This is a genomic window from Prauserella flavalba (assembly GCF_003202235.1).
GTDB lineage: Bacteria > Actinomycetota > Actinomycetes > Mycobacteriales > Pseudonocardiaceae > Prauserella_A > Prauserella_A flavalba.
Genome location: NZ_MASU01000001.1, coordinates 37,215 through 59,610 on the forward strand (window position 1 = coordinate 37,215; position 22,396 = coordinate 59,610).

Annotated in this window: 24 protein-coding genes and 1 tRNA gene; 15 read left to right on the top strand and 10 right to left on the bottom strand. The window is 69.4% G+C overall.

Annotation, left to right across the window (positions count from 1 at the left end):
• Positions 1-269 precede the first annotated feature (269 nt).
• A complete protein-coding gene (locus BA062_RS00195; protein WP_391362087.1) occupies positions 270-716 on the top strand; it encodes a Uma2 family endonuclease in 447 nt (148 codons plus the stop codon).
• A gap of 5 nt (positions 717-721) precedes the next feature.
• On the opposite strand, the gene BA062_RS00200 is transcribed toward BA062_RS00195, so the two are convergent.
• Both BA062_RS00200 and BA062_RS00205 read right to left on the bottom strand, forming a co-directional pair.
• On the bottom strand, positions 722-1,648 hold the full coding sequence (locus tag BA062_RS00200) for a serine hydrolase (protein WP_110333963.1): 927 nt from the start codon (positions 1,646-1,648) through the stop codon (positions 722-724).
• Positions 1,645-2,586: a LysR family transcriptional regulator gene (locus tag BA062_RS00205; protein WP_110334312.1), complete on the bottom strand. Its 942-nt coding sequence runs from the start codon at positions 2,584-2,586 to the stop codon at positions 1,645-1,647. The genes BA062_RS00200 and BA062_RS00205 overlap by 4 nt, the downstream gene beginning before the upstream one ends.
• 106 nt (positions 2,587-2,692) lie before the next feature.
• Between BA062_RS00205 and BA062_RS00210 the strand changes: the two genes are divergently transcribed.
• Together BA062_RS00210 and BA062_RS00215 are read left to right on the top strand one after the other, a co-directional pair.
• Positions 2,693-3,271 (top strand): D-alanyl-D-alanine carboxypeptidase family protein, encoded by a 579-nt coding sequence (locus BA062_RS00210; protein ID WP_110333964.1) that lies wholly within the window; start codon positions 2,693-2,695, stop codon positions 3,269-3,271.
• Between the two features lie 71 nt (positions 3,272-3,342).
• On the top strand, positions 3,343-4,047 hold the full coding sequence (locus BA062_RS00215; RefSeq protein ID WP_146239977.1) for a hypothetical protein: 705 nt from the start codon (positions 3,343-3,345) through the stop codon (positions 4,045-4,047).
• A gap of 361 nt (positions 4,048-4,408) precedes the next feature.
• Here the strand turns inward: BA062_RS00215 and BA062_RS00220 are convergent, their stop codons facing one another.
• Positions 4,409-4,651, bottom strand: a complete 243-nt coding sequence (locus BA062_RS00220; protein ID WP_245959608.1) for an AbrB/MazE/SpoVT family DNA-binding domain-containing protein — start codon at positions 4,649-4,651, stop codon at positions 4,409-4,411.
• Between the two features lie 98 nt (positions 4,652-4,749).
• On the opposite strand from BA062_RS00220, the gene BA062_RS00225 reads away from it, so the two are divergent.
• Entirely contained in the window at positions 4,750-5,736 is a 987-nt protein-coding gene (locus BA062_RS00225; protein ID WP_146239978.1) for an alpha/beta hydrolase, read from the top strand.
• Positions 5,733-6,827: a GlxA family transcriptional regulator gene (locus BA062_RS00230; RefSeq protein ID WP_245959609.1), complete on the top strand. Its 1,095-nt coding sequence runs from the start codon at positions 5,733-5,735 to the stop codon at positions 6,825-6,827. The genes BA062_RS00225 and BA062_RS00230 overlap by 4 nt, the downstream gene beginning before the upstream one ends.
• 56 nt (positions 6,828-6,883) lie before the next feature.
• Here BA062_RS00230 and BA062_RS00235 read toward each other — a convergent pair whose 3' ends face one another.
• Positions 6,884-7,528 carry a hypothetical protein gene (locus BA062_RS00235; RefSeq protein WP_110333967.1) on the bottom strand — a complete coding sequence of 215 codons (645 nt, stop codon included), beginning with the start codon at positions 7,526-7,528 and terminating at the stop codon, positions 6,884-6,886.
• A 491-nt stretch (positions 7,529-8,019) separates the two neighbouring features.
• Between BA062_RS00235 and BA062_RS00240 the strand changes: the two genes are divergently transcribed.
• The gene (locus tag BA062_RS00240) at positions 8,020-8,781 is read left to right on the top strand and encodes a DUF2637 domain-containing protein (protein WP_091514135.1); all 762 of its coding nucleotides are present in this window, start codon (positions 8,020-8,022) and stop codon (positions 8,779-8,781) included.
• Here BA062_RS00240 and BA062_RS00245 read toward each other — a convergent pair.
• The 4 genes from BA062_RS00245 to BA062_RS00260 form a co-directional block, all read right to left on the bottom strand.
• Positions 8,746-9,123: a lipopolysaccharide assembly protein LapA domain-containing protein gene (locus BA062_RS00245; protein ID WP_110333968.1), complete on the bottom strand. Its 378-nt coding sequence runs from the start codon at positions 9,121-9,123 to the stop codon at positions 8,746-8,748. The genes BA062_RS00240 and BA062_RS00245 overlap by 36 nt on opposite strands.
• Positions 9,124-9,222: 99 nt before the next feature.
• A complete protein-coding gene (locus tag BA062_RS00250) occupies positions 9,223-9,780 on the bottom strand; it encodes a DUF5994 family protein (protein ID WP_210406717.1) in 558 nt (185 codons plus the stop codon).
• Between the two features lie 179 nt (positions 9,781-9,959).
• Positions 9,960-10,958 carry an o-succinylbenzoate synthase gene (locus BA062_RS00255; protein ID WP_110333969.1) on the bottom strand — a complete coding sequence of 333 codons (999 nt, stop codon included), beginning with the start codon at positions 10,956-10,958 and terminating at the stop codon, positions 9,960-9,962.
• Positions 10,958-12,406 carry an NsdA family TPR-like regulatory protein gene (locus BA062_RS00260; protein WP_110333970.1) on the bottom strand — a complete coding sequence of 483 codons (1,449 nt, stop codon included), beginning with the start codon at positions 12,404-12,406 and terminating at the stop codon, positions 10,958-10,960. Before BA062_RS00260 ends, BA062_RS00255 begins: the two co-directional genes overlap by 1 nt.
• A 220-nt stretch (positions 12,407-12,626) precedes the next feature.
• Between BA062_RS00260 and BA062_RS00265 the strand changes: the two genes are divergently transcribed.
• The 8 genes from BA062_RS00265 (at position 12,627) to BA062_RS00305 (ending at position 20,559) form a co-directional block, all read left to right on the top strand.
• Positions 12,627-13,127 (top strand): hypothetical protein, encoded by a 501-nt coding sequence (locus BA062_RS00265; RefSeq protein WP_110333971.1) that lies wholly within the window; start codon positions 12,627-12,629, stop codon positions 13,125-13,127.
• Positions 13,128-13,196: 69 nt separating this feature from the next.
• Positions 13,197-13,409, top strand: coding sequence for a hypothetical protein (locus tag BA062_RS00270; protein WP_146239979.1), 213 nt, complete (start codon positions 13,197-13,199; stop codon positions 13,407-13,409).
• A 188-nt stretch (positions 13,410-13,597) separates the two neighbouring features.
• The gene (locus BA062_RS00275) at positions 13,598-14,680 is read left to right on the top strand and encodes a radical SAM protein (protein WP_110333973.1); all 1,083 of its coding nucleotides are present in this window, start codon (positions 13,598-13,600) and stop codon (positions 14,678-14,680) included.
• 35 nt (positions 14,681-14,715) lie between these two features.
• On the top strand, positions 14,716-15,246 hold the full coding sequence (locus BA062_RS00280; protein ID WP_110333974.1) for a class IV adenylate cyclase: 531 nt from the start codon (positions 14,716-14,718) through the stop codon (positions 15,244-15,246).
• Between the two features lie 105 nt (positions 15,247-15,351).
• Positions 15,352-15,720: a hypothetical protein gene (locus tag BA062_RS00285; RefSeq protein ID WP_168213846.1), complete on the top strand. Its 369-nt coding sequence runs from the start codon at positions 15,352-15,354 to the stop codon at positions 15,718-15,720.
• Positions 15,721-16,386: 666 nt separating this feature from the next.
• Entirely contained in the window at positions 16,387-17,406 is a 1,020-nt protein-coding gene (locus BA062_RS00290; protein ID WP_168213847.1) for a replication-relaxation family protein, read from the top strand.
• A gap of 929 nt (positions 17,407-18,335) precedes the next feature.
• Positions 18,336-19,889 (top strand): recombinase family protein, encoded by a 1,554-nt coding sequence (locus BA062_RS00300; RefSeq protein ID WP_245959610.1) that lies wholly within the window; start codon positions 18,336-18,338, stop codon positions 19,887-19,889.
• Positions 19,890-20,118: 229 nt separating this feature from the next.
• Positions 20,119-20,559 (top strand): hypothetical protein, encoded by a 441-nt coding sequence (locus BA062_RS00305; RefSeq protein ID WP_245959611.1) that lies wholly within the window; start codon positions 20,119-20,121, stop codon positions 20,557-20,559.
• Positions 20,560-20,953: 394 nt separating this feature from the next.
• Here the strand turns inward: BA062_RS00305 and BA062_RS00310 are convergent.
• Together BA062_RS00310 and BA062_RS39690 are read right to left on the bottom strand one after the other, a co-directional pair.
• Positions 20,954-21,029 (bottom strand) — tRNA-Lys (locus BA062_RS00310).
• 163 nt (positions 21,030-21,192) lie between these two features.
• A complete protein-coding gene (locus tag BA062_RS39690; protein ID WP_168213848.1) occupies positions 21,193-21,339 on the bottom strand; it encodes a hypothetical protein in 147 nt (48 codons plus the stop codon).
• A gap of 442 nt (positions 21,340-21,781) precedes the next feature.
• Here BA062_RS39690 and BA062_RS00315 point away from each other — a divergent pair, with 442 nt between their 5' ends.
• On the top strand, positions 21,782-22,348 hold the full coding sequence (locus BA062_RS00315) for an NADPH-dependent FMN reductase (RefSeq protein WP_110333977.1): 567 nt from the start codon (positions 21,782-21,784) through the stop codon (positions 22,346-22,348).
• Positions 22,349-22,396 lie beyond the last annotated feature (48 nt).

A 22,396-nucleotide genomic window follows, 5' to 3' on the forward strand; every position in this document is an offset into this window, starting at 1 on the left:
ATCGAAACCCCCGGTGACGCCCGGTGCTGACTCCGGGCGAGCGACGGCGGGCGGCGTTGCTCTGTTGGTGTTCATGGGCCCAGCGGACCACAGCGGGCCGCAACATCGAGCCTCTAAGCTGTTCCAGTCCGCGTTCGGAACTACGCGATTTTGGGGAGAACATGGCATCGGTCCCGGTTTTCGGACATCGCGAGCCATTGACGCGTAGGGATCTGGAGTCGATCGCGGATGAAGGACACCGCTACGAGCTGGTGGACGGGGTGCTCTTGATGAGCCCATCCCCTCGTCCCCTCCATCAGCGCGTCGTGGCTCGCGTGCTCGCCGCCGTGAGCGTGAGCTGCCCCCGGGACTGCGAGGCGCTGCCGGCACCGGTGGACGTGGTGCTGGCCGACGACACGGTGCTCATCCCGGACGTCGTGGTGGGCCGCCGCAGCGACTACACCGAACGCGCGCTGGTGGGAGTGCCGGTGCTGGCGGTCGAGGTGATCTCGCCGTCGAGCAGGCTCATCGACACCGAGCTGAAGCGCGCCCGGCTGGCGGCGGCGGGCTGCCCGCACTACTGGCTCGTCGATCCGTACGTGCCGAGTGTGCTGTGCCTCGTCCTGCGCGACGGCGCCTACGTCACGCTGGAGAAGGCCGAGCGCGACCAGGACATCGCCGTCGCCGAGCCCTTCCCGGTCACCCTCAACCCGGCCGACCTCGTCTCCGAGTACTAGACCGCCTAGCTCCTCAGGCTCTCGAACGCCGACCGCGCCGCGGCGCCGATCGCGAGGTCGATGTCGTGGGCGATGCTGGCCCTGCGCGAGGAGCGGGTGAGCGCGGCGATCGCCACCCGGTCACCGGACTCCGCGGTCACCACGCCGATTTCGTGCCGCAGATGCAGGAAGGTGCCGGTCTTGCCGCTCACCCGCACCGTGTCGGCGCGCAGGTCGCTGGAGAGCCGCTGGTTGAAGACCTGCAGTGCCATGAGCCTGCGCAGCTCGGCGGTGGCGCCCGGCCGGGAGACCTGGTCGAGCCAGCACCGTTGCAGCAGCTCGACGAGCGCGGTCGCGCTGCCGACGTTGGCGTGTGCGGGATCGAGCGTCTCGATGGAGTGCTGCGCCGCGGCGTCGTCGCGGATCGCCAGTTGGAGCGCGAGCCCGAAGTCGTCGCCCGCGACGCCCGCCGCGCACTCGTACATGCGCTGCATGCGGTGCCGGATGCGGATGCCCGCACAGCCCCAGTCGCGCAGCCGCCCATCGACGTGCTCCACCCCCACGAGGTCGAACAGCGCGTCGGCGCTGGCGTTGTCGCTGACGGTCAGCGTCAGGTGCAGCAGGTCGCCGACGGCAAGCGTCGCGGGGTAGCGGAACGCGGCGACGCCGCTGGGGCCGACGCTCTTGGTCGCCGGGTCGATGGTGATGGGCAGCGCCGGATCGAGCTCACCCTCGGCGATCCGGTCCAGCACCACCAGCGCCAGCGGAACCTTGGCCACGGACGCGAGCGGCACCGGCGTGTCCACGTCGAAGCCGAGCTGCTCGCCGGTGTCGAGGTTGCGGGCAAGCAGGTGGCCGGTGGCGCCGACCTCCCGCCAGTGCTCCGCGATCGACTCGGCGACGGGGAGCAGCTCGGCGGTGCTGGCGACGTAGGCGGGACGACGGGCGCTCATCCGCGGGCCGCCAGCCGCGCGCGGACGTCCGGCCTCTCGACGTCGCGGTCCGCGGGCAGCTCGGCGGGCTCCGCCCTGGCACCCACCGCGGCGACGAGCAACGGTTCGAGCCATGCGGGCACGTCGCGGTTTGCCGTCCTCGCGAGCTCGTAGCCGCGATGGAGGGACTCGTCGGCCAGCGGTGTCCACGCCAGCTCGTGGCGACGCGCGAGCGGCTCGGCGCACAGCAGCATGGCGTGCCCCGCAAGGGTTTCCGCCACCGCGGCGGCGGTGGAGGCGGCCCGGCGGACGCGTTCTTCCGCGAGCCCGGCGCGGGCGGCGGCCTTGTCGAAGCGCTCCGCGGCGAACCCCGGCCCGTCCTCGGCGGTGAGCAGGATCGGCGGTGCCTGCCGGGCGGGCGCGCCGCGCCGGGGCCGCAGGCTTTCCAGGTGCACCGTCCGCGTCGGCAGGGGCGCGGAGGTGGCGAGACCGAGTGGCACGCGGTGGGATGCTGCCTCGGGCGGCACCCGCAGCAACGCGAAGGTCAGGGAACCGGCGGCGAGCGCGTCGGCCCGTTCCTCGGCCGGCAGCTCCCGCACACTGATCGTCACCCCGCGCCGGGCCCCGGAGCTGATGACACGGGCGAGTGTGGCCGGATCGCAGTCCGGCGGCACACCCACCGGCTGCGCCGCCGAGGCCAGCGCCGCGCGCGCGACCTGACGCAGGTGCTCGACGCGGCTGAGCACGTCTTTCGCGTGCGGCAGGAGCTGGACCCCGAGGTCGGTGCTGGTGATCTGCCGCCGGGACCGGTCGAACAGCTCGCCGCCGAGGTGCTGCTCCAGCGTCTTGATCCGCCTGCTCAGGACGGGTTGTGCGACGTAGAGCACGTCCGCGGCCCTGGAAAAGCTGCCCTCCTCCGTCACGGCGACGTACGCCTCGAGGTGCGCGAGCAGGTCCACCAGCAACGAATATCAAAAAGCTATAGCTCGTTCAAATCTAGCTCTTGGACATACGAGCGCTTCCGCTGCTTGGCTCGAAGCAGAACCCCTCGCGAATGGAGTGCCGATGCCCCCTGCCATCCGAATCCACCGCACGGTGCTCGGCGCGTACCTGGCGCTGGCGCTCGCGGCGGCCGTCGTTCTCGCGGGCGGGCCGGTCTTCGCGCGGGAGCGCGTCCCGGGGCTGGCGTCGCCGATTCTCGACGAGGTCGTGGGGCCGCGGACCGGGCCGGTGTGCGCGCTCGACGCGCGGTACGTGAACGAGGAGCCGCGCGGTCTGCGCCCGGATGTCCTCGCCGCGTGGCACCGCCTGCGCACCGAGGCGGACCAGCAGGGCGTCCGGCTGTGCCTGAACGACGGCAAGCGCAGCGCGAGCCAGCAGCGGCGGGAGTTCACCGACGCGGTGAAGCGGTTCGGCACCGAGGAGCTCGCGGCGCGGTACGTCCTGCCGCCGGAGAAGTCCATGCACGTCAGGGGAACCGCGGTGGACGTCCAACCGCACGCCTCGGCGGGCTGGGTGGAGCGCAACGGGCACGCGCTGGGTTGGTGCCGCCGCTACGAGAACGAGTACTGGCACTTCGAGTACAGCCGCAGCTACGTGACGTCGGGCTGCCCGGCGATGCTGCCCAGCGCGACGGGACTGTGAGGTCCGGACAAACCGGACCGACCTGGCCGGAGCCCGCGCGATGCCCGTTCTCGCGGGCTAAATTGTCGGGCATGACTTACGGGGGTCCCGGACAGGGTTATCCACAGCAGCAGCCCGGCTGGCAGCCACAAGGCCCACAGCAACCGGGCTGGCAACAGCAGAGTCCGCAACCGCAGCAGGGCTGGCAACCGCAGGGTGGACCGCCGCAGCAGATGTACCCGCGGCAGCAGTTTCCGCAGCAGGAACCGCCGCTGACGCTGCCCGGCTGGGGCGCGATCCCGGCCGTGCTGGGCATCGCGCTCGCCGCACTCGGGATGTTCGCGCTGAACTGGGTCGCCGAGGCGAGCTTCGCGGAGGTCGCCAAGTCGATCGACCAGGCCGCCGACGCAGCGACCAGTCTGAACGGCAACGACAGGCTGGTGGACATCTACTTCCCGACGGGAGCCATCATCGCCCTGGTACTGGCCGCGCTACCTCCTGCGATGTGGACGCTCGGCGCGCTCCGCTCTCGGGAGAGCATCCGGAAACGCGGCGGCCTCATGAAGAGCAGCCTCAGCGAGGGCAACACCACGCCCACCCGGATCATGATCACCGTCATCGCCGGTCTGTGCCTGCTCTACCACGTGATCAGCCTGCTGATGCTGACCGACAGCGGCGAGCACCTCGACCAGCTCGGCCCCGGCCCGTGGCTACTCGTGGCGGGTGCCGCCCTGTCGACGCTGGGCGCCGCGATCGGCCCGCGCATCCCGCGCCGCGCGGGCCACCAGCCGTACTGAACGACCAGCGCAGGAAGGTTCTGGCCGACCACCCCGCCGGCTACCTGCTGAACCTGCGCCGCGAACTGGGCCCGGCCGACGCGGTGGCGCGCATCCGCTCGGCCATCCGCCGGGCTGCTCCGCGACGGCGACGGTGAATCCACAGTGGACGCTCAGGGTCGGTTCGCTTCGACGAGCTTGGCGAGTTCCATCGCGAACCGGCACCCGGCTGGGCGAAGCACCCCGGCGGCCTCCGCGACGTGTACCGGCTCAGGTTCACGATCACCGGAACCACGTACGAGGCGGGCGACCCCGACATGGTCGAGGCGCCCGTGAACCTGCGGCTTCAGGGCGGGGTGAGCACGACCGGGGTTCTCGCGGCCTACTCGGCGGCCTCGCCGGGCGCCTCGTCCGCGGCGAGGATGCTGCGGGCGAAGTGCTGGAACCGCTCGTTGTCGACCAGCGCGATGCCCTGCGTGCTGTCCACGAGGACCAGCAACGTGTCTCCCGGCGACAGGCCCAGGATCTCGCGCGCATCCTTCGGGATGACGATCTGGCCCTTCTCGCCGATCTTGACGGTACCGACGATGTACCGCCCGTCGGGCCCCTGGATCATCCCGGCCATCCAACCCCTTTCAGTGAAAGTACGAAAAGTCTGCCGTGTCGTAAGAGTGTGTATGGTAGGAAAAGTTATACCAGAGTGCGCGTGTAGATGGGGGCTTGATGGCGGGTGGGGGCGGCGCAGCGCTGGTCGAGCGCCGGGTGGAAATCGACGGGTTCGCCACGAACTACGGCGAGGGGCCGGACAACGGACCGCCGCTGGTCCTGTTGCACGGCCAGGGCTCGCAATGGGAGGACCACGCGAAGGTCCTTCCCATGCTCGTCCCACGGCATCACGTGTTCGCCATCGACGTCGCGGGACACGGTCAGTCGGGCAGGCTCGACGCGTCGGAGTACACCGCTGTCCGCGTCGGCGAGCTGCTCGAGGCCTTTCTCGACGCGACCGTGGGCGAGCCCGCGATCGTCTGCGGTCACTCATCGGGTGGCCTGCTCGCCCTCTGGCTCGCTGCCCGGCGGCCTGATCTCGTCCGCGGGCTGCTGCTCGAAGACCCGCCCCTGTTCTCGTCGATCCCGCCGCGCGCCGAGCACACCACCGGTGCGGTCCTCCCACGGCTGGCCGCCGAGTACCTCAGGGCGGACACCGGTTCGGACTTCCAGCGCTACTACGTCGAACACAGCGACTACTTCGCCTTCTTCGGCAGGCTCGCCCCGGTGATCACCCGGTACTCCCTGAGGTGGATCGACCGGAACCCCGGACAGCCACTCCGGATCTTCTTCCTCCCCGCACTGGTGAACGTCTACTTCCAGGGGCTCGTGCACTACGACCCCGGGTTCGGTGTCGCCTGGCACGAGGGGCATTGGTACGACGGCTTCGACACCGCCGAGGCGCTGGCCTCCGTCGAGATGCCGACCACGCTGATCCACACCAACTGGTGGCTCAACCGGCACGGCACCTCCTACGACGACCGAGGGGTGCTGATGGCCGCAATGGACGGTGACGACGTCGCCCGCGCGGCCGGCCTGCTCGACGATCCCGGGCTCGTCACGATCAGCTCCGGCCACCTCGTCCACTTCGAACGTCCGAAGGAGTATCTCGCCGCACTCGCCGGGCTGACCGCCAGAGTTGACCGGATGGGCGGGGCGGCGTGACCCTCGCGAGGGCGGCGCAGAACGACGAGCGCCTCGGCGCGAGCCCCGGGAGGGTCGTGGCGATCGCCGTGTTCGACGGGGTGGAGATGCTCGATGTCGCCGGCCCCGCGCAGGTCTTCTCGACCGCCGAGCGCGTGAGCGGTGGGCAGGCCGCCTACCGGCCGATGCTGGTGGGCGCGCGGCGGGGCCCCGTGCGCACGGCCGCGGGAATGCGGGTCGTCGCCGAGCGTTCCTGGCACGAGCTGGAAACGGAGGCCGACACGTTCCTCGTGCCCGGCGGAATGCGGATGCGCTCCGGTGAGCCGCTACCACTGGTCGACCCTGGGCTGGTGACGTGGCTCGGCAGCAACGGAAGCCGGGCGGCGGCGCGCCTCGTCTCCGTGTGCAGCGGTGCGCACGTCCTGGCCGCCGCCGGGCTCCTGCGAGGGCGGCGCGCGACGACGCACTGGGCCACGGCCGCGCGGCTGGCGGCCGAGCACCCGCACGTCACCGTCGAGGCCGACTCGATCTTCGTCCGCGACGGCACCGTGTGGACCTGCGCCGGAGGGGCTGCCGCGATCGACCTGGCCCTGGCCATGGTCGCCCAGGACTACGGGCACGAGCTGGCGCGGCGCGTCGGGCAGGGACTCGTCGTCCATCTGCGCCGCGAGGGCGGGCAAACGCAGTTCAGCGGCTACCTCGGTCCCCGGGGGCGCTCCACGTCCGAACGACTCGAGGAGCTGCTCGCCTGGATTCCGTCCAACCTGCGTGAAGAACTGTCGGTCGAAGCACTGGCGCGGCGGGTCAACGTCAGTCGACGCCATTTCGCGCGGCTCTTCCGCGACGAGGTGGGCAGTACACCCGCGTCCTATGTGGAGCGAGTACGGGTTCAGGCGGCGATCGACCAGCTCGTCCATACGGACTCGCCCCTGTCCACTGTCGCGGCGATGACCGGTTTCGGTTCCCCGGCCGCCCTGCACCGCGTGTTCGTTCGCCGTCATGGCCTCAGCCCGGGCGAGTACCGGCGGCGGTTCGCGGTTTCCCTGCACGGTCCTGCCGCCGGGCGGTTCGACACCGACGACGACCCGCGGCCCGCACTGGCGGCCACCTGACCGATCCGGCGCCCGGAACCCGGTTCACGGCGAAACCGGGCTCCGGGCCGGTCGGGCTAGGCCGTCCAGACGATCGGGTCGTCGGTGTACTCGTCGCCCTCGTCGAACTCGGCGCCGGTCACCTCCACCCCGTCCTGGGCCGCCTGCAGCGTGCACGTCTCGAACGTGGCGCCAGCGGTGGTGAACTCGCTGTCAGCGTTCTCGGTCTCGCACTTGCCCTCGACATCGCCGGTGATGACCACGCCGGTGCCGCGGCCGTCCGCGGTGATCGCGCGCAGGTCCACCGAGGCGTACGAGAGGTCGGTGCCGCCGACGTTCTCGACCTTGAACTTGATGAAGTAGGGCACGAGACCGTTCGCGCGTTCACCGAACTGCGCGAGGTCAGCGGGATCGCCCTTGTCGATCGCGGTCACGGTAACGGCGATCGTTCCGCTCTTGTCGGTTCCGTAGGTGAACGGAATGGTCGCGGTCTCACCGACCTTAAGCTCCGTTCCCGGAGCGGTGGCCTCCACCGGAGCGGTGCCGCCCGCGGAGGGTGAGGAATCCGCGGACTCGCTGACGGGCGACTGCTCGGACGACGTGGGGGCGGGCGGGGCCGTGGTGGCTTCGCCGCCTGCCGCGTCCTCCTCGCCGCCGCACGCGGCGAGGGTAAGACCGAGCGTGGCCACCGCGGCCACGAGTGCGAGACGTGGTTTGTGCACTGATTCTTGCTTTCTGGTCGGGACAGCGTCCATGCTGGTCTGTCGGCTATCACGGTGGGGCGCAGGTGCCTCGAAGAAGGCTCGGCACGCCCGAGACGGACTGAGCCGCGAGATGGTGACGGCTCCTCTGGAGCCTTGCCTATTGCCACGACGCCAGCAAGGACATGTTCATTACACATCCGGACATCGATGTACGTCGATACAGGCCCCCGCGAGGCACGGCGATCTGGCAACCATCACGTTTGCGGCGTGAGCACAAGGGTGAGTTCTAGCGTATGGGCGTCCGGAGGACGGATCCCGCGCGTCGCGCATTCCGAGGGAGCCGAAGCGGCGGCGGTGGTCGCCGACCTGGCGGCGCGGCCTCGTAGTGCGGGGCCATTCACGATGGTGGGCCTAACGCTTCAGCATACGAACCGCGAAGTGCTGGTCGAAGGCCCTGAGATCATGATCCGCCCGGTGGGTACGCGCCGACAGATGGCGGGTGGTTCCCGATGAGCGCGGCGGCTGCCCCGGCTCGGCGGGACCGCGCTCTGTGGGTCCAGTGCGCCTGTACGGCACTGGTCGCCTTGGGCGCGGCGTACGCCTCGTATCGGCACGGGCGCGAGTTCGCGTTGCGGTTCGGCGCGGACGAGGCCACGGCGGCTATCTGGCCGTTGATCGTGGACGGGTTGTTGACCACGGCCACGGTCGAGCTGTGGAAGTCCGGACAGGGCCGCCGTGCGGGTGGTCGGTGGGCGGCGTGGTTGGCGTTCGTGTTCGGCATCGTGCTGTCGCTGTGCGCGAACGTGGCGGCGGCTCCGGAGTTGAGCGTGTTCGCCGTGGCGGTGGCGGCGTGCCCGCCGCTGGCGCTGCTGCTGGCGGTGGAGTTGCTCAATCGTGCGCTGAAGCGGCACCGCGCCGAAACCACTAGCGAGACCAGCGACGAGACCGCCGAGACGAGCGAGACCGGCGACAAGATGACGTCCGTGGTGCGTCTCGCGGCGATCCCGGACGACTCTCGCCCGGCGGAGCCGACCGCCGAACAGCGGATGTGGGCGTACTACGTCACCGAGCGATCGAAGGGCCGCACGCCGACCGGCGCGGAACTGGACCGGATCGCGGGCACGAACAACTACGGCCGCCGAGTGTTGCGCCGCTGGCGCACAGTGGGCGGCCCAGCAGGGACCAGTGCCACGCGCGTGGCCGCCGCAGCGCCTCGTCGCCTCGGTGTGGACGGCCTACCGGCGCGTGACTCCGCGCAGGCGTCGGCGTAGCTGCCAGATTCGCAGCGATCCGGCGATCGCGGTCAGCAGCACACCTGCCACGGCGGCCAGCAGCATCGCCACTGCCAGGGAGACGTGTCCGGTCGCGCCGAAGTAGGAGATCTGCACCGACTGCGTGTTCTGCAAGATGAAGATCAGCAGCAACACGAGCACGGCGGTGAACACGATGACGCCGATCCAGGTGGCGCTGGTGCGGGTGCGCCGCAACGGGCTGCGACCGACCGGGCCTGCTGCTAGTGGGGCAGTCTCGGCGACCGGCGCTTGCGGCGGCGGGGTCGAGTCGGCGGGCGTGGGGTGGGACTGTACGGGCCTGGTGGCCGACGTATCGGTCATGAGATGCCCCCTCTCTTAGGTGAGGGGCTACCTGTCCCACCCTACGCCGATCTGCGCGCGTCCACACACGCCGCATCGTTCGAACGAGAATGCACCGGCTCAGGCGGGGGCGTGGAGGTGGCCGCCCTCGGTCTCCCAGCGCTGTTCCGGTGCTGGCTCGGCCGTCCTGGACGTCGTGCCCAGCGGGCTGCTGTCGCCGGTCGACGGGGTGACGCCGTTGCTGGCGAGATTGTCCGCCACGCTGGCGGTCGAGTCGTCGCCTGCGGCCGAGCGCAACACCGCGCGGGCCGTCCCGCCGGGTGTACCCGGCGGGACCACCAACAAGCTGACCCGGCGACCGTCCGAACCGATCACCTCGACGGTGTGCGCGTCCATTGACCGGAAGCCTCCGCAACGCACTACCCGCCCCTGAACCGGCATCTTCCGTGCCACCGCGTGCCAGGTGTCGAGGTGGTAGGACATCCGGCTGACCGGTCCGACCCATGCCCCGAGCGCGACGACCAGAGCGGGAAACTCGTTGGCCGGATCTTCGGAGTGCGGCCACCAACCGCCATCGACAAACCCGCGGGCCGCACCGGCCGGTTTCATCTGCAACCGCACTGCCACACCGACCTGATCGACAGGGGCTGTGTGGGAGAGATTCTGAGCCGAGATCATCTCGGCGCTCCTGCCTCCGACCCGCTAAGCGGACCGGGGATAGCTACTGCGCCCAAGGCGGCACCCACATGCCCGTGGATACGTGGTCGCCTCCGGTACCTTCCATCCTACGCCGAAAACACCTGCTCACCTCGGCTCGCCCCTCGCGATCTCTCACCGCAGATGAGCGGGTGTGGTGCTCAGGCGGAACCGGTGGCGCGGTCAAGTTCGGCGCGGACGCGGGCCAGCCGGTCGCGCCACCACGCCGCCTGTGCGGTGTCGGTCAGCGCGTAGGTGTCGAGCAGAGCGGGATCGGGCGTAGGCGGCGTGCGGGGCACCGGGAGGTAGCCGCCTGCCGGACGCAGCGAGTCGGCACCGGCCACGACATCGCCTTCCAGCAGCGAGAGCGTGCCGAGCCCGCAGGCGAAGTCGAGTTCGGGCAGTGCTCCGGCGAGGGCGAGTTGCGCCGCGAGTCCGACGCTGGTTTCCAGCGCGGAGGAAACCACGCAGGGCAGCCCAGCGGCTTCGGCGACGTGCAGCGAACGCCGCACGCCGCCCAGCGGCGTGCACTTGATCACGGCCACGTCCGCCGCGCCCGCGACCGCCACGCGCATGGGGTCCTCGGCGCGGCGGATGGACTCGTCGGCGGCAATACGCACATCGACCTGGCGGCGGACGGCGGCCAGTTCCTCGATGGTGCGGCACGGCTGCTCGACGTACTCCAGCCCGCCCGCCGCCTTGTCGAGCAGGCGGATGTGGGCGACGGCGGTGTCGATGTCCCAGACACCGTTAGCGTCCACCCGGATCGCCCCGTCCGGGCCGAGCGCGTCGCGAACGGCTTCCACGCGGGCGAGATCTTCGGACAGCGACTCGGGATGGTCGGCAACCTTGACCTTGGCGGTGCGGCAGCCCGACCGCGCGGTGATCTCGTGCGCGCGTTCCGGGCCGACCGCCGGGACGGTGCAGTTGATCGGGATGCCGTCACGTACCGGCTCCGGCCAGCCCACCGTGCATTGCTCGATCGTGGTGGCCAGCCAGGAGGCGGACACGGCGTCGTCGTAGTCGGCGAACGGACAGAACTCACCCCACCCGGCAGGGCCGTGGATCAGCATCCCCTCGCGCACGGTGATGCCCCGGAACCGGGCGCGCATGGGGATGGCGTAGACGTGGGCGGCGTCGAAGTCGATGTCGCTGGTCATCAGGTGGTGGAGTCCTCGTCTCGGCGAGCGCGGTTGCGGGTCAGCAGGTCGGTGATGCGCTCGTCCAACTCGCCGAGGTGCCGTGAGCTGGCGCGCAACGGTCGGACCTGTCGTTGCAGCGTGCGCAGCCGGTCGAGCGTGCGGGTGGAGCTGACCTGTGCGGCGGTGCGCACGGCGTCACGCCCGAGCGCTGCGGCGTGTTCGTAGTCGCGGCCAACGAGGTGGGCGGTGGCGAGGTCGGTTTGCACGAAGCAGCGGCTACGGACCCGCCACGGCTCGTAGGTGTCCATCGCTTGGCTGATCAACCGGGTGCCCTGCTCCGGTTCACCCACGTCCCGCAGGCAGCGGCCGAGGTCGGCGGCGAGTTCGGCTTCGGTGTAGAAGGCCAGCCAGGCGGGTTCGTCGTCGGCACGGGCACGCTCGTAGCAGCGCTCGGCTTCCAGCACGGCCGTGCGGGTGGCGTTGGCTTCGCCGAGCAGGGCGTGCCCGCGCGCCTCGACGGCGTGCAGCAGGGCGGACAGCACGGGGGTGGCCTTGCCGTCCGTGACGCTGTGACCGGCGCGGGCGAGCGCGATGGCTTGGCGGGCGTGGCGCAGCCGGTCGTGTTCGGTGAGCGCGCCGTGGCCGATCTGCACGGTGAGGCGGCTCATGTGGGACAGCACGTTGGCGGCGTAGAGCCGATCACCCGCGCTCATGGCCAGGTTGAGTGTCTGGATGTAGTAGCGCTGGGCCAGCGAGTGGCGGCCCACGTCGGCAGCCATCGAACCGGCCAGCCAGGAGGCTTGGGCGACCGCGCCGAGCAGCGCTTTGCCGGTCTTCTCCGAGTAGCTGCCGTGCATGACCGTGCTGGCCTCGCGGTGCAGCAACTGCACGATTTGCTCACGGACGCGGCCCGAGCCGTACCGGTGATCGAGCCGGCGCAGGTGGGCGATGTTCTCGGTGATGATCTCGACATCGGGCATCCCGATGCGCTTGCCCGCGACCCGCGCGGTGTTCTCTGTGGGCGGCACGGTGAGCGCGAACAGCGCAGGTTCCGAGAAGGCCGCCGCCGTGAAGGCGGAGCCCAGCAGGAACGTGCGCCGATCCATGTCCCGTCCCGACAACTCCACAACCGTGCGAACCGTGCCGTCCAGTGTGCCTGAACACTGGAGCCCGTCGTACCGATCATCGGATGCGGGCGTGCGATCGGCAAACCCGCACTCGGTGACGCTGATCTCGCGGTGCAGGTGTCGGGACAGCACCTTGGCGACGAGCCGGGGCACCGGCCAGCGTGGCTGGGAGCCGTCCAGCATCCGCTTCACCGAGGTGGTGTTGGTGCCGACGTGCACGCCTTCCTCCGCGCCCGCCGTCACCACGGCGCGCGCGAGCGCGGCGTTGCTCATTCCCGCCTCGTCCAGCAGCGCGCGCAGCGCGGTGTTGCTGTCGCCCGCTCGGCCGTCGCGGCCCATCCCGGTCACATCCTGGCGTACTCGTCCCATTGCTGGCCGTAGTCGATCGTGGCGCACCGGCCCATGTCCTGTGAAGCCCCGCGCGCGAAGTGGGACCGAAGTGGGACCCCCGGACAGCAAGCGGACGCAGTGCCACGCAACCCTGACTGCCATCTAGCTGAGCTGGGCGTTTGTCTGGTGGTGACGGATCACTGACCGACCGTTGCCAAGGAGACGAGACATGGCCACGCCGACGATCACCGCCGCACAGGGCGGCGACGAGCCCCACCAAGAGCCGCCCACGTCCGGGCTGACCGCGACCGCTGCCCACTACGCAGGGTGGGAATGGCTGGTCCTGCGAGCCGATGATCGGCTGCTGCTGACCACCAACGAACGGGTCAGCGCGGTCGAGCTGCCCGCCGCGATCGGTGCGGAGGTACAGCACTACCTCACGGTGCGGATGCTCGCCGGACCGGTGATCGCCCTGCCGGGCGCGCCGCGCCGTTGGCTGTTGCTCACCGAGTCCGCGGACGAGTCCGCCCCGGTCAACCTCGTCCGGCTGCGTGCCCGTGGCGCGCTGACGCACCGCTGCGGGACGTTGGTACCGCTGCCGCCGAGCCGCCTGGAATCCGGCGTCGTGACCTGGCAGGTGCCTCCGTCGCTGGACGGCCCGTCGCTGCCGCCGTTCACCGCCGTGGTCGCGGCGGCTCGCGCGGTGACCGAGACGGTAGGGCTGGCGTGACCACGGCATACCACGGCGCATGAGCGGGTGAGCGCGCCGATGTGCGTCTGTGGTTGGCAACTCGTCGCGGTGACGGTGCTGCTCCAACTCCTGATCCTCGCGTACGGCGAGATCGAGGGACGCCGCCGTAGTGCGGCCGATCACCAACCGGTGGACGCCGCCACGACCGCCGAGTGCGGCCCCACGGCCCGACACCGCACGGGCGAACCCGTGCAGGCGCTGCGTGCCCGCCACGACGCCGAGACGCTGCCCTACTACCCACCGCCCCGCAAGACCACCTGACCGCTCCGGCGACGCGGGCGCGGCCCCCTCCCGCACACGGCCCCTGCGCCGCCGGAGCACCCCACGCGGCACGCCGCAGCCCGTACCCCGACCGGGCTCGACATGCCGCACCCGGCACCCGGCGTGCCCCCGCACGCCGGGTGCCGGTCTCCCGATCCCCACCGCAACCACGGAAGGGCCACGACCCGATGTTCCCCACCGGAATCCCTGTCCACGTCGAGAAGGACAAGACGGTGCGCCTGAAGGTCCACGATCCCTGCGGGCTGACCTGCAACTTCTGCCACAACGAGGGCACCCCGGTCGTGGTGGACAACCGCCGCCGGCCGCTCGGCGACTTCACCACCGCCGGCCCCAGCGGACGCGTGTCGATCTACGCCGCCACCAACGGCGCGGCCTTCCTGCCCGCCGCAGTCCCCGACAACGAGCAGTTCGGCGAGGCGCTGACCATGTTAGGCAACGCCCTGGACCTCACCGAGCTACACCTGACCGGTGGCGAACCGACGTTGCATCCCGCCGTGGCGCGGCTGACGAAGATCGCGGTGGACGCCGGGTTCCGGGTCGGGATGACCTCCAACGGTGAGCGCGGTGACCGGGTACTCGCCGACTGCGCCGCCGCTGGGCTGGACCGGGTGAACTTCTCCGTCTTCGGCACCACGGCCGCCGAACTCGCCGAGGTCCAGCACGCCCGCTACCGCGACCCCGACCGCGCACAGCGCAAGATCGACGCCCTGAAACGCTCCATCGCCGAATGTGAGGCGCACGGGATCAAGGCCAGCGCCAACATCGTGGTGCTCGACCACAGCCACGCCCCGCGCGTGCACCGCCTGCTGGACGAATACTCCCCGTACCTGTCGGTGCGGCTGCTCAACTCGCTGGACCACGGCCCGGTCTCGATCGAAGCCATCGAACGCATCCTCGCCGAGCGTGGCGCGGTCGCCGAGGCCCACTACATCACCGCTGGTGTGTCCGGCGCACGCACCGCCTACCGGCTGCCGGACGGACGGCGGGTGTTCTTCAAGCAGATCCGGCCCGTGCGGCTGCCCGACACGTGCGCCGGGTGCCGGTTCAACAACGACACCGACTGCCAGGAAGGCTTCTACGGCGTGCGGCTCTACTACGACCGCACCGGCCGCTACCAGGTCGGCGTGTGCATCCAGCGCATGGACCTGTGCATGCCGCTGGACGAGTTCGTGACCAGCCCGAAGCGCGCCGAGATCCTCGCCCTGCGCGAAGCCGAGTACCAGCGGCTCACCACCCGCCTCGCCGGATAACGTCCACCACTGATCACCATCGGAAGGAGCCCGCAGTGCCCATCGAGCACGAAGCCAAGATCCTCGACATCGACCCCGACGCCATGGAACAGCTGATCCTGGACAAGGGCGGCCAGAAGCTCGGCGAGCGGTTCATGCGCCGCTACGTCTACGACATCACCCCTGGCGACCAGTCCAAGTGGATCAGGCTCCGCGACACCGGCGACGAGACCACGCTGACCGTCAAGCAGATCACCAGCGACGCCATCGACGGCACCCACGAGATCGAAGTGGGCGTCGACGACTTCGCCGCCACCAACGCACTGCTGAACGTGCTCGGCTTCACCGCGAAGTCCTACCAGGAGACCAAGCGCACCAGCTTCATCCTCGACGGCGCACAGGTCGAGATCGACACCTGGCCCCAGATCCCCCCGTACTTGGAGATCGAAGCCGGGTCCAAGGACGAGGTGGTCAGGGTCGCCGGACTGCTCGGCCACACCGAAGCCGACCTGACCGGCGAAAACACCATCAAGATCTACGCCCGCTACGGCATCGACCTGAACACAATCCCCGAACTGCGCTTCTGACCATCGCCACCCGTCCACCGCGTCCGCACGCCCGCGCACTGCCGATCGGCCCTGCGGGCGTGCGGCCCCCGCACGCCCACCAGGAGCCCGCCAACCGTGAGCGCCATGCCCGCGCAAGCAGCCCAAGAGCTGGGCCGACGCCTCCACACCGCAGGCTTCCGCCCGCTGCCCGACGTCGATGACGACGGCGGGTTGATCGGCACCCGGCTCTGGCGCGTCCGAGCCGGATACGTCGAATACCTCGCGCTGCGCCCCAGCGGACTCGCGCACGCCGTCCGCGCCGAGGCCCGGTTCGACTATCGCCGCCCCGCCGAACACGGCGCGGTGGTCGAACACCGGTTCGGCCACGCCACCAACGCCCTGAACTGGCTACTGAACAGCGCCGACACCACAGGTGGGCGACTGCCCCGACCCTACGCCCCGCCCGCCAGATCGTGGCCGCCGAGCGAGCCCGACCCCGACGAGATCAACTGAGAAACGAGCCGCCAGCCATTCACCCGGCAACTCACTGGGCAACTCATCGACCATTCCCTAGGCAACCCAGAGCTGCCGGGGTACACATCTGGCGTTAGTAGCGGTTGACCTGCGGTTTCAGTCGTGCGGTCGTGCTACGCGGGTGCCCGATTGGCCTTATATGGCCACCCGTGGTGCGGCGTACACACATCCACACAACGACCGGAACACGCCGGGCGGCTACGGCAACATCGACTGTTGACGGCTGCCGAGGACGGATGCTAGCCTAATTGGCTGATCCGCTGTCGGCTCGGGTCTGCGCAGGCAGATGGTCGAGGCCCCGCCGAGGATCGACAGAACGTGTCCCGCACCGTGACGCGCCTTGGTGTCGTCGGCGTCGTTGTGACGCCGAGCCAAGTGTTTACCGCGTCCACCGTGATCGTGCGGGACGGTCGGTGTTGTCGGTGTCTCCCCTCGGTGGTGGTGATCATGGTGCGCGAGCGTGGCGCGGGTTCCGCGCCCGGCCGAGACGGCTGGTTGGTGGGTGCACGTGGGGGTTCACATGGGGATTCCGTTGGGGATTCCGTTGGGGAGTCCTCTCAGAGTTGCCGACCCGACCTGCCGGGTTCCGGCCGTGTTGTTGCAGGTCAGCGCGTCGTAGTAGGCGCGGCTACGGTGCCAGACTCGATGGACAACTGTCCTCATGACACATCCTCGGGGCTGCGGCGGCGCGTGACGGCGGCGGCCGTGGCCGCTGCGGGCGGCCGTCTGACCGACCGGGATCGCCGCATCCTGGCCCTGCTGGACGAACACTTCACCTTCACCACCTCACAGCTCGCCCTGCTCGCCGGGTTCGGCTCGGTGATCACCGCACAGCATCGGCTGGCCGCGCTGCACGCGCGGGGCGTGCTGCACCGCGACCGCCCGTTCCGGCCCGGCGGCGGCTCGTTCGAGTGGCATTGGATGCTCGGCCCGATCGGCGCGCGGATCGTGGCCGCCGAGCGCGGCGTCTCGCCGATCAAACCGGCGAAGGTGGCCACGCGGTGGCGCAAGCTGTTCCACGGCTGGCGGTGGGACGAGCTTCACGCCCAGCACGCCTGGTTCTGCGCCCTGATCGCCGCCGTGCGCGGCGAACCCGGCACGGGCGGGGAGTTGGTGGCCTGGCGGTCGCCGTGGCGTGTCAGCCGCACGTGGAAGGCCACCACCGACGGCTACGGCGTCTGGCGCTACCCCGACGGCCGCGAACTGGCGTTCGTGCTGCTGCTCGATGACCCGCCCCGCGTCGGCGTGACCGAGCTGCGCGACCGGCTGACCAGCCTTCCCGACCCCGCCATCCCGTTCACCCGCCGCGACGGCTACGGCGAGGACACGGTGACCCTGGTGTGGTGCGCCACGCTGCGCCGCGAGCAGATCATCCGCCACGCGATCACCACACACCTCGGCGGCTCGACCGGGATGCCGATCGCGCTCGCCTGCGCCGAGTACACCGAACCCGCCCCGGCAGGACTGCACGACCGCGTGTGGCTTCCGCTCGGCAGCCTGCGCCGTGCATCCGGTCGGCTGACGCTCTCCGAGATCACCGATGCTGTGCCCGTCACCGCGCCCACGGCGGGCGAGCCTGAACCGGCCGACTACTGGACGGAGGTGGCAGACGATGACGACGTGATCCTCTACGACGACACCGACGACGGCCGCCAGGTCGCCTGACACCAGGCGGGCCTTGGCAGGCAACAAGAATCTGAACCCTGGCGTCGAGCTGTCCAACGGTGGTCCCGCTTCGGCGAGACCACACCGAGACGCCGAGAACGAGACATCGAGACCGCGGCGAGACAACCGAGACAAGCTGGTCTCGGCGAAAGTCTCGCAGTCTCGCGTGGACAGTGGAGGGTTCAGTCAACCGGTGATCGCTGGCCCCGATGGGTGCTACGGCAGTCGGGGAGTCGAAGCGTCGCGCGGTTGCACAGTCCGAACTCGTCAGTCTTTCTGCGCGCCACCTCGCGCGGCGCGGCCAGCCTTTCCCTTACGCCACAAGCGATACGGCAAGGCGCGGTGACCACGGCTGACGGGTCCGCTGATCGACGGTTGCCCTGTGACCGCTGACCAGCGCCCGCGACCTCCCGCCCTGCGCGGGGTCGCGGGCTGGAGGTGCGCCATGCACAAAGACCAACACACATCCGAGAACGGTCGAAGCGATGATGACGCTACCGTGCTCCCGTTCCGTCCCACACGATCATCCACACCGGACACCTGGCGCGTGGAGCGGATCGACACCGAGCCCATGACAGCGCAGCAATACGATCAAGCCGTCACCACTCTGGCCGCGCTTATCTCCCGATGGAATAACAACTGCGGAAACGCGGACGAGCCCCACGAAAAAGCCGCATAAACCGGCGCATTCCACTTCCCTTCTCGCCCCTGATAGGCGATAATGAAGGTAAGTCGGACACCGCTCGTGAGCTGCGGTTCTAAGTCAAAACTAGTAGTGATCTAGTAGCCGCGTAGCCGTCCTGTGGCAGCCGGACAAACGGCTACCACAGGGCACGCGGAAATGCCGAACCAAGGGGGGTCGGACAATGGCGCGATCAACAACCGCGCAACGCACCAAGAAAGCAGCGATAACCACACTCGGCGATGACGTGCGAGTGGGGATCTACGTGCGGCGCTCCACTGACGACGAGCACCAGCCCTACTCGATCGAAGCTCAAGATGCGCGCCTGGAAGCCTACATCGGCTCCCAGCCCGGTTGGCGGCTCGTGGCGCGGTTCCCTGATGACGCCTCCGGTGCCACCACCGAACGCGACGGGTTGCAACGCGCGCTCGCCGCCGCCCGTGCCGGGTTGATCGACGTGCTGTTGGTGTACCGGGTGGACCGGTTCTCCCGGAACCTGCGGGACATGGTGATGCTGCTTGACGAACTGGACTCAGCCGGGGTGGTGTTCCGCAGCGCCACGGAACCGTTCGACACCTCGACGCCGATGGGTCGGATGCTGGTGCAGATGCTCGGCATGTTCGCCCAGTTCGAGCGCGACACCATCATCGACCGGGTCATCGCCGGGATGGAACGCAAGCACGCCAAGGGCAAGTGGAAGGGCGGCAAACGCCCATTCGGCTACCAGGTGGACAAGACCTCGCACACGCTGATCGTGGACGAGCACGAAGCGGTGATCGTCAGGTTGATCTTCGACCTCTACACCAAAGACCGGCTCGGGTCCCGCGCCATCGCCAAGGTGCTCAACGACCGGGGCCACCGCACCAGCTCGGGTGGCAAGTGGTCCGGCTACCAAGTCATCCGTGCCCTGAACAACCGCGTCTACCTCGGCGAACTGACGTTCCGGGAGACCACCGTGACCGACACCCACGCACCCATCATCGACCTCACGGTGTGGGAGCAGGCGCAAGCCATCCTCGACGCACGCGGCGAGTCCCACGCCCACCGGGCCGCGTCCGGCTCCGACTACGTGCTCACCGGTCGCCTGCGCTGCCCCCAGTGCGGCAAAGCCATGATCGGCACCCGCGCCACCGGACGAAACCGCACCTACCGCTACTACACGTGCTGGAACCTGGCCCGCTACGACGCCAGCAAGTGCGACTTCAAGCGCCTCAACGCCGACGCCGTGGACGCGGCCGTCCTGGATGCCCTGGCCACCTTCTATCGCACACGGCACGACCTCATCGCCGACGCCATCGCGCACGAACGCAAGCAGCACCGCGCGGCGCACGCCGACCGGCACGCCGAACTCGCCGCCGTCGAGAACGAGATCACCAAGACCGGGCAGGCCATAGACCGGTACCTGTCCGCGTTCGAGCGCGGCACGATGGACGAAGAACTCGTCGCCGACCGGCTCACCGAACTACGCGCCAAGACCAAGCAACTCCGCATCCGCCGCGACGAACTCACCCTCGCGCTCGACGACGAGCCCACCACCCCCGAGCCCGCCACCCTGGCGGCGGTGGCCGATCACATCACCGAGATCATCACCAACGGCACCCACAACCAAACCAAGGCACTTGTCGAAGCCCTCGTCGCCAAGGTCACCATCACCGGCCCCGACCGGCTCATCCCGGTCTTCCGCATCCCCCAACCCCGCAACAACGACGGGGCAGCACCCGCCCTACCAGCGGAAACGGCCCCGAACGGAGTGGTTCGCACAATGACTAAATCGGTGGGCCGCCAGGGACTCGAACCCTGAACCCGAAGAGTAGTTGGCCGGGTTGAGCATCGTTTCTCGTTGATCACCAACACTACCCGCTAGCTGGGTGAACAAACATCGCGAACGACCGTCGTCGGCGGCCGTTCGCCGTCGCCTGCCATCAATAAGTGGGGAAAAGGTGGGGAGATGATCTTGCCCTGACAACCTGGCCACGATGCGGCGCCTGCGCTCAGAGTACCGGCGCGTCGGAACGTGCTTGGATAGCCCGGTGGGAGAGACACGGCTCGTCGTCGATCGGGCGATCCGCCTCGTCGTCCGGGATACCGGGGAGCTTGACGGCGGGCATCTGCGTGGCTGGTGGTTCCTTCCCGGTGACGGGCGTCCGCAGGTGTACCGGATCGAACTCACTGCGAATGGATCCACCTACGAGACGAGTGGCCCTGACATGTTCGACGCGCTGGTGAGCTTGAGGCGTCAGATCGAACCCCTGGGTTGGCTGATCGCCCTGCAAGGCTCACGGCTAGATACCTACCCGAGTGGTATGGCACGAGACATGGGTGGCGGCCTGAAGGTCTACGTGATGCGTCCAGGCCGAGCGGCTACGCGGGCCGACCTCGTGGCGACCCTCGACGACGCGGAGGTAGCCCAGCTCGCGACGGTCGACGAACAGCGCGCGTACTGGGACGCCTGGCGGACGCTGGACCATTGACCGCTCTCCTGTCATCCCCTTCGCCCTTGCCAGTCCGTTGCGTCGGGTCGGCCGGGTCAAGGGTGAGCGCAGCTCATCGCGAAGCGACGCCGCAGGCGCCCTTGATGCGGTCGACTCGGCATACGACCATGCCCGGCAAGAAGGGGGTGGGTGCCGCCAGTGGTGGCGCGCAAGGCGACGCACGGCCCTGGCCGCGCCGCGCGGCCCGCCGGGCGTAGCGGAGCGGGAGCCCGGCGTGTGCCGCGATGGATGCGGCACGGGCAGCCGGGCGAGAGGCCGCACAGCGCGCCGCCCCTGGCGGCGCGCCTTGATAAACCGTCCACCGGCAAAGGTGGGGATAAAGTGGGGAGATGATCTTGGTGGCCCGCCAGGTCACGGCCCTGAGCTGGGACGATGGTGGGCCGCCAGGGACTCGAACCCTGAACCCGAAGATTAAAAGTCTCCTGCTCTGCCAATTGAGCTAGCGGCCCGCGCCACGCAGTGTATCCGGCGCCTCGGGGCGGGTCAGCGGCGGTCGTCCAGCACATCCGCGACGCGCAGGCGCGGCACGTCGGCGGGTGGCGTGTTCGGGCCCGGTCGCCGTGAGCGGAGAGTACTAGATCGACCACACTGAGAAATCTCGTCCACAATGGACTAAGTAAACCGGAGGCAGCGGCGGCACGTCACCGGGTCGTCGGTGACCACCACGCCGTCCAGTTTTCCCGCCACTCTCGGCTGTTCCTCACACGCCAGCCGCGTGTCCTTCGTCCACTCCCCGGCGAGCCCACGAAACCGCCACATGACGCAACCTTCCGACTTCCCCCGAGTCAGCAATTACGCCCATTGAACTTGACATTGAATCGTCAGGCGTGTCAAGGGAAAACAATTCAATGACCGCGCGCCGATTCCCTTTCTCGCACACATGCTGCGGCCGCCGCGAGCCGTCAGGACTCACGGCGGCCGCCGGTCCGGTTCAGCACTTGCCGCAGCAGCCACACCCCGGGCCGGAGCAGGAACCACAGCAGTTGCATCCACCCATGACGACACCGCCCTTTGCTCGGAAGCCGAACATCCGTTTCACCAACCACGCTAAGCGCTTACCGAGGGCGGCAAAACCACTGGGCGAGTGACATATGCCGATTTCGCTATGTAACGAAAGAGGTTCATGTCCTCATTTCACGCCGCCCTTTCCCAGTCACCTGACAGATGCCCGCACCCGGTCGCGATTCCTAACGTCGTGGCCATGACCAACAACTCGCTAAAGCTCGCAGTCATCATCGGCAGCACCCGCTCCGGGCGGTTCGGTCCCGTCCCCGCGTCGTGGTTCGCGGAACAGGCCCGCGCGCACGAGGCGATGGACGTCGACATGATCGACCTCGCCGAGCTGACTCTGCACAACTCGCTGGAGAGCTCCGCCGACACGGGCGGCCTCGCGCGGCGGCTGGCGGAGGCGGACGCGTTCGTCGTCGTGACGCCCGAGTACAACCACAGCTACCCGGCCTCACTGAAGACCGCGATCGACCACTACGCCAAGGAATGGCAGGCGAAACCGGTCGGCTTCGTGTCCTACGGCGGGATGGGTGGCGGCCTGCGGGCGGTCGAGCACCTGCGCACGGTGTTCGCCGAGCTGCACGCGACCACCGTGCGCGACACGATCAGCTTCCACAACTTCTGGGAGCGCTTCACCGAGGACGGCGTGCCGCACGACGCCGAGTCCGCCGGCTCCGCCGCGAGGGGCATGCTCGACCAGCTCGCGTGGTGGGGCTCCGCACTGAAGCAGGCCCGCGCGGCGCGCCCGTATGCCGCCTGACCAGCGCCCCGGCGTGCATCCTTGACCTCGACCAAAGTCGAGCTTGCA

What these genes read in the sequence shown, in the direction of transcription:
- BA062_RS00255 (WP_110333969.1), bottom strand. Translation starts at nt 10,958, where the DNA reads ATGACCAGCGACATCGACTTCGACGCCGCCCACGTCTACGCCATCCCC.
- BA062_RS00260 (WP_110333970.1), bottom strand. Translation starts at nt 12,406, where the DNA reads ATGGGCCGCGACGGCCGAGCGGGCGACAGCAACACCGCGCTGCGCGCG.
- BA062_RS00250 (WP_210406717.1), bottom strand. Translation starts at nt 9,780, where the DNA reads ATGATCTCGGCTCAGAATCTCTCCCACACAGCCCCTGTCGATCAGGTC.
- BA062_RS00210 (WP_110333964.1), top strand. Translation starts at nt 2,693, where the DNA reads ATGCCCCCTGCCATCCGAATCCACCGCACGGTGCTCGGCGCGTACCTG.
- BA062_RS00195 (WP_391362087.1), top strand. Translation starts at nt 270, where the DNA reads ATGAGCCCATCCCCTCGTCCCCTCCATCAGCGCGTCGTGGCTCGCGTG.
- BA062_RS00290 (WP_168213847.1), top strand. Translation starts at nt 16,387, where the DNA reads ATGGACAACTGTCCTCATGACACATCCTCGGGGCTGCGGCGGCGCGTG.
- BA062_RS39690 (WP_168213848.1), bottom strand. Translation starts at nt 21,339, where the DNA reads ATGTGGCGGTTTCGTGGGCTCGCCGGGGAGTGGACGAAGGACACGCGG.
- BA062_RS00245 (WP_110333968.1), bottom strand. Translation starts at nt 9,123, where the DNA reads ATGACCGATACGTCGGCCACCAGGCCCGTACAGTCCCACCCCACGCCC.
- BA062_RS00240 (WP_091514135.1), top strand. Translation starts at nt 8,020, where the DNA reads ATGAGCGCGGCGGCTGCCCCGGCTCGGCGGGACCGCGCTCTGTGGGTC.
- BA062_RS00285 (WP_168213846.1), top strand. Translation starts at nt 15,352, where the DNA reads ATGCCCGCGCAAGCAGCCCAAGAGCTGGGCCGACGCCTCCACACCGCA.
- BA062_RS00200 (WP_110333963.1), bottom strand. Translation starts at nt 1,648, where the DNA reads ATGAGCGCCCGTCGTCCCGCCTACGTCGCCAGCACCGCCGAGCTGCTC.
- BA062_RS00215 (WP_146239977.1), top strand. Translation starts at nt 3,343, where the DNA reads ATGACTTACGGGGGTCCCGGACAGGGTTATCCACAGCAGCAGCCCGGC.
- BA062_RS00275 (WP_110333973.1), top strand. Translation starts at nt 13,598, where the DNA reads ATGTTCCCCACCGGAATCCCTGTCCACGTCGAGAAGGACAAGACGGTG.
- BA062_RS00265 (WP_110333971.1), top strand. Translation starts at nt 12,627, where the DNA reads ATGGCCACGCCGACGATCACCGCCGCACAGGGCGGCGACGAGCCCCAC.
- BA062_RS00220 (WP_245959608.1), bottom strand. Translation starts at nt 4,651, where the DNA reads ATGGCCGGGATGATCCAGGGGCCCGACGGGCGGTACATCGTCGGTACC.
- BA062_RS00315 (WP_110333977.1), top strand. Translation starts at nt 21,782, where the DNA reads ATGACCAACAACTCGCTAAAGCTCGCAGTCATCATCGGCAGCACCCGC.
- BA062_RS00225 (WP_146239978.1), top strand. Translation starts at nt 4,750, where the DNA reads ATGGCGGGTGGGGGCGGCGCAGCGCTGGTCGAGCGCCGGGTGGAAATC.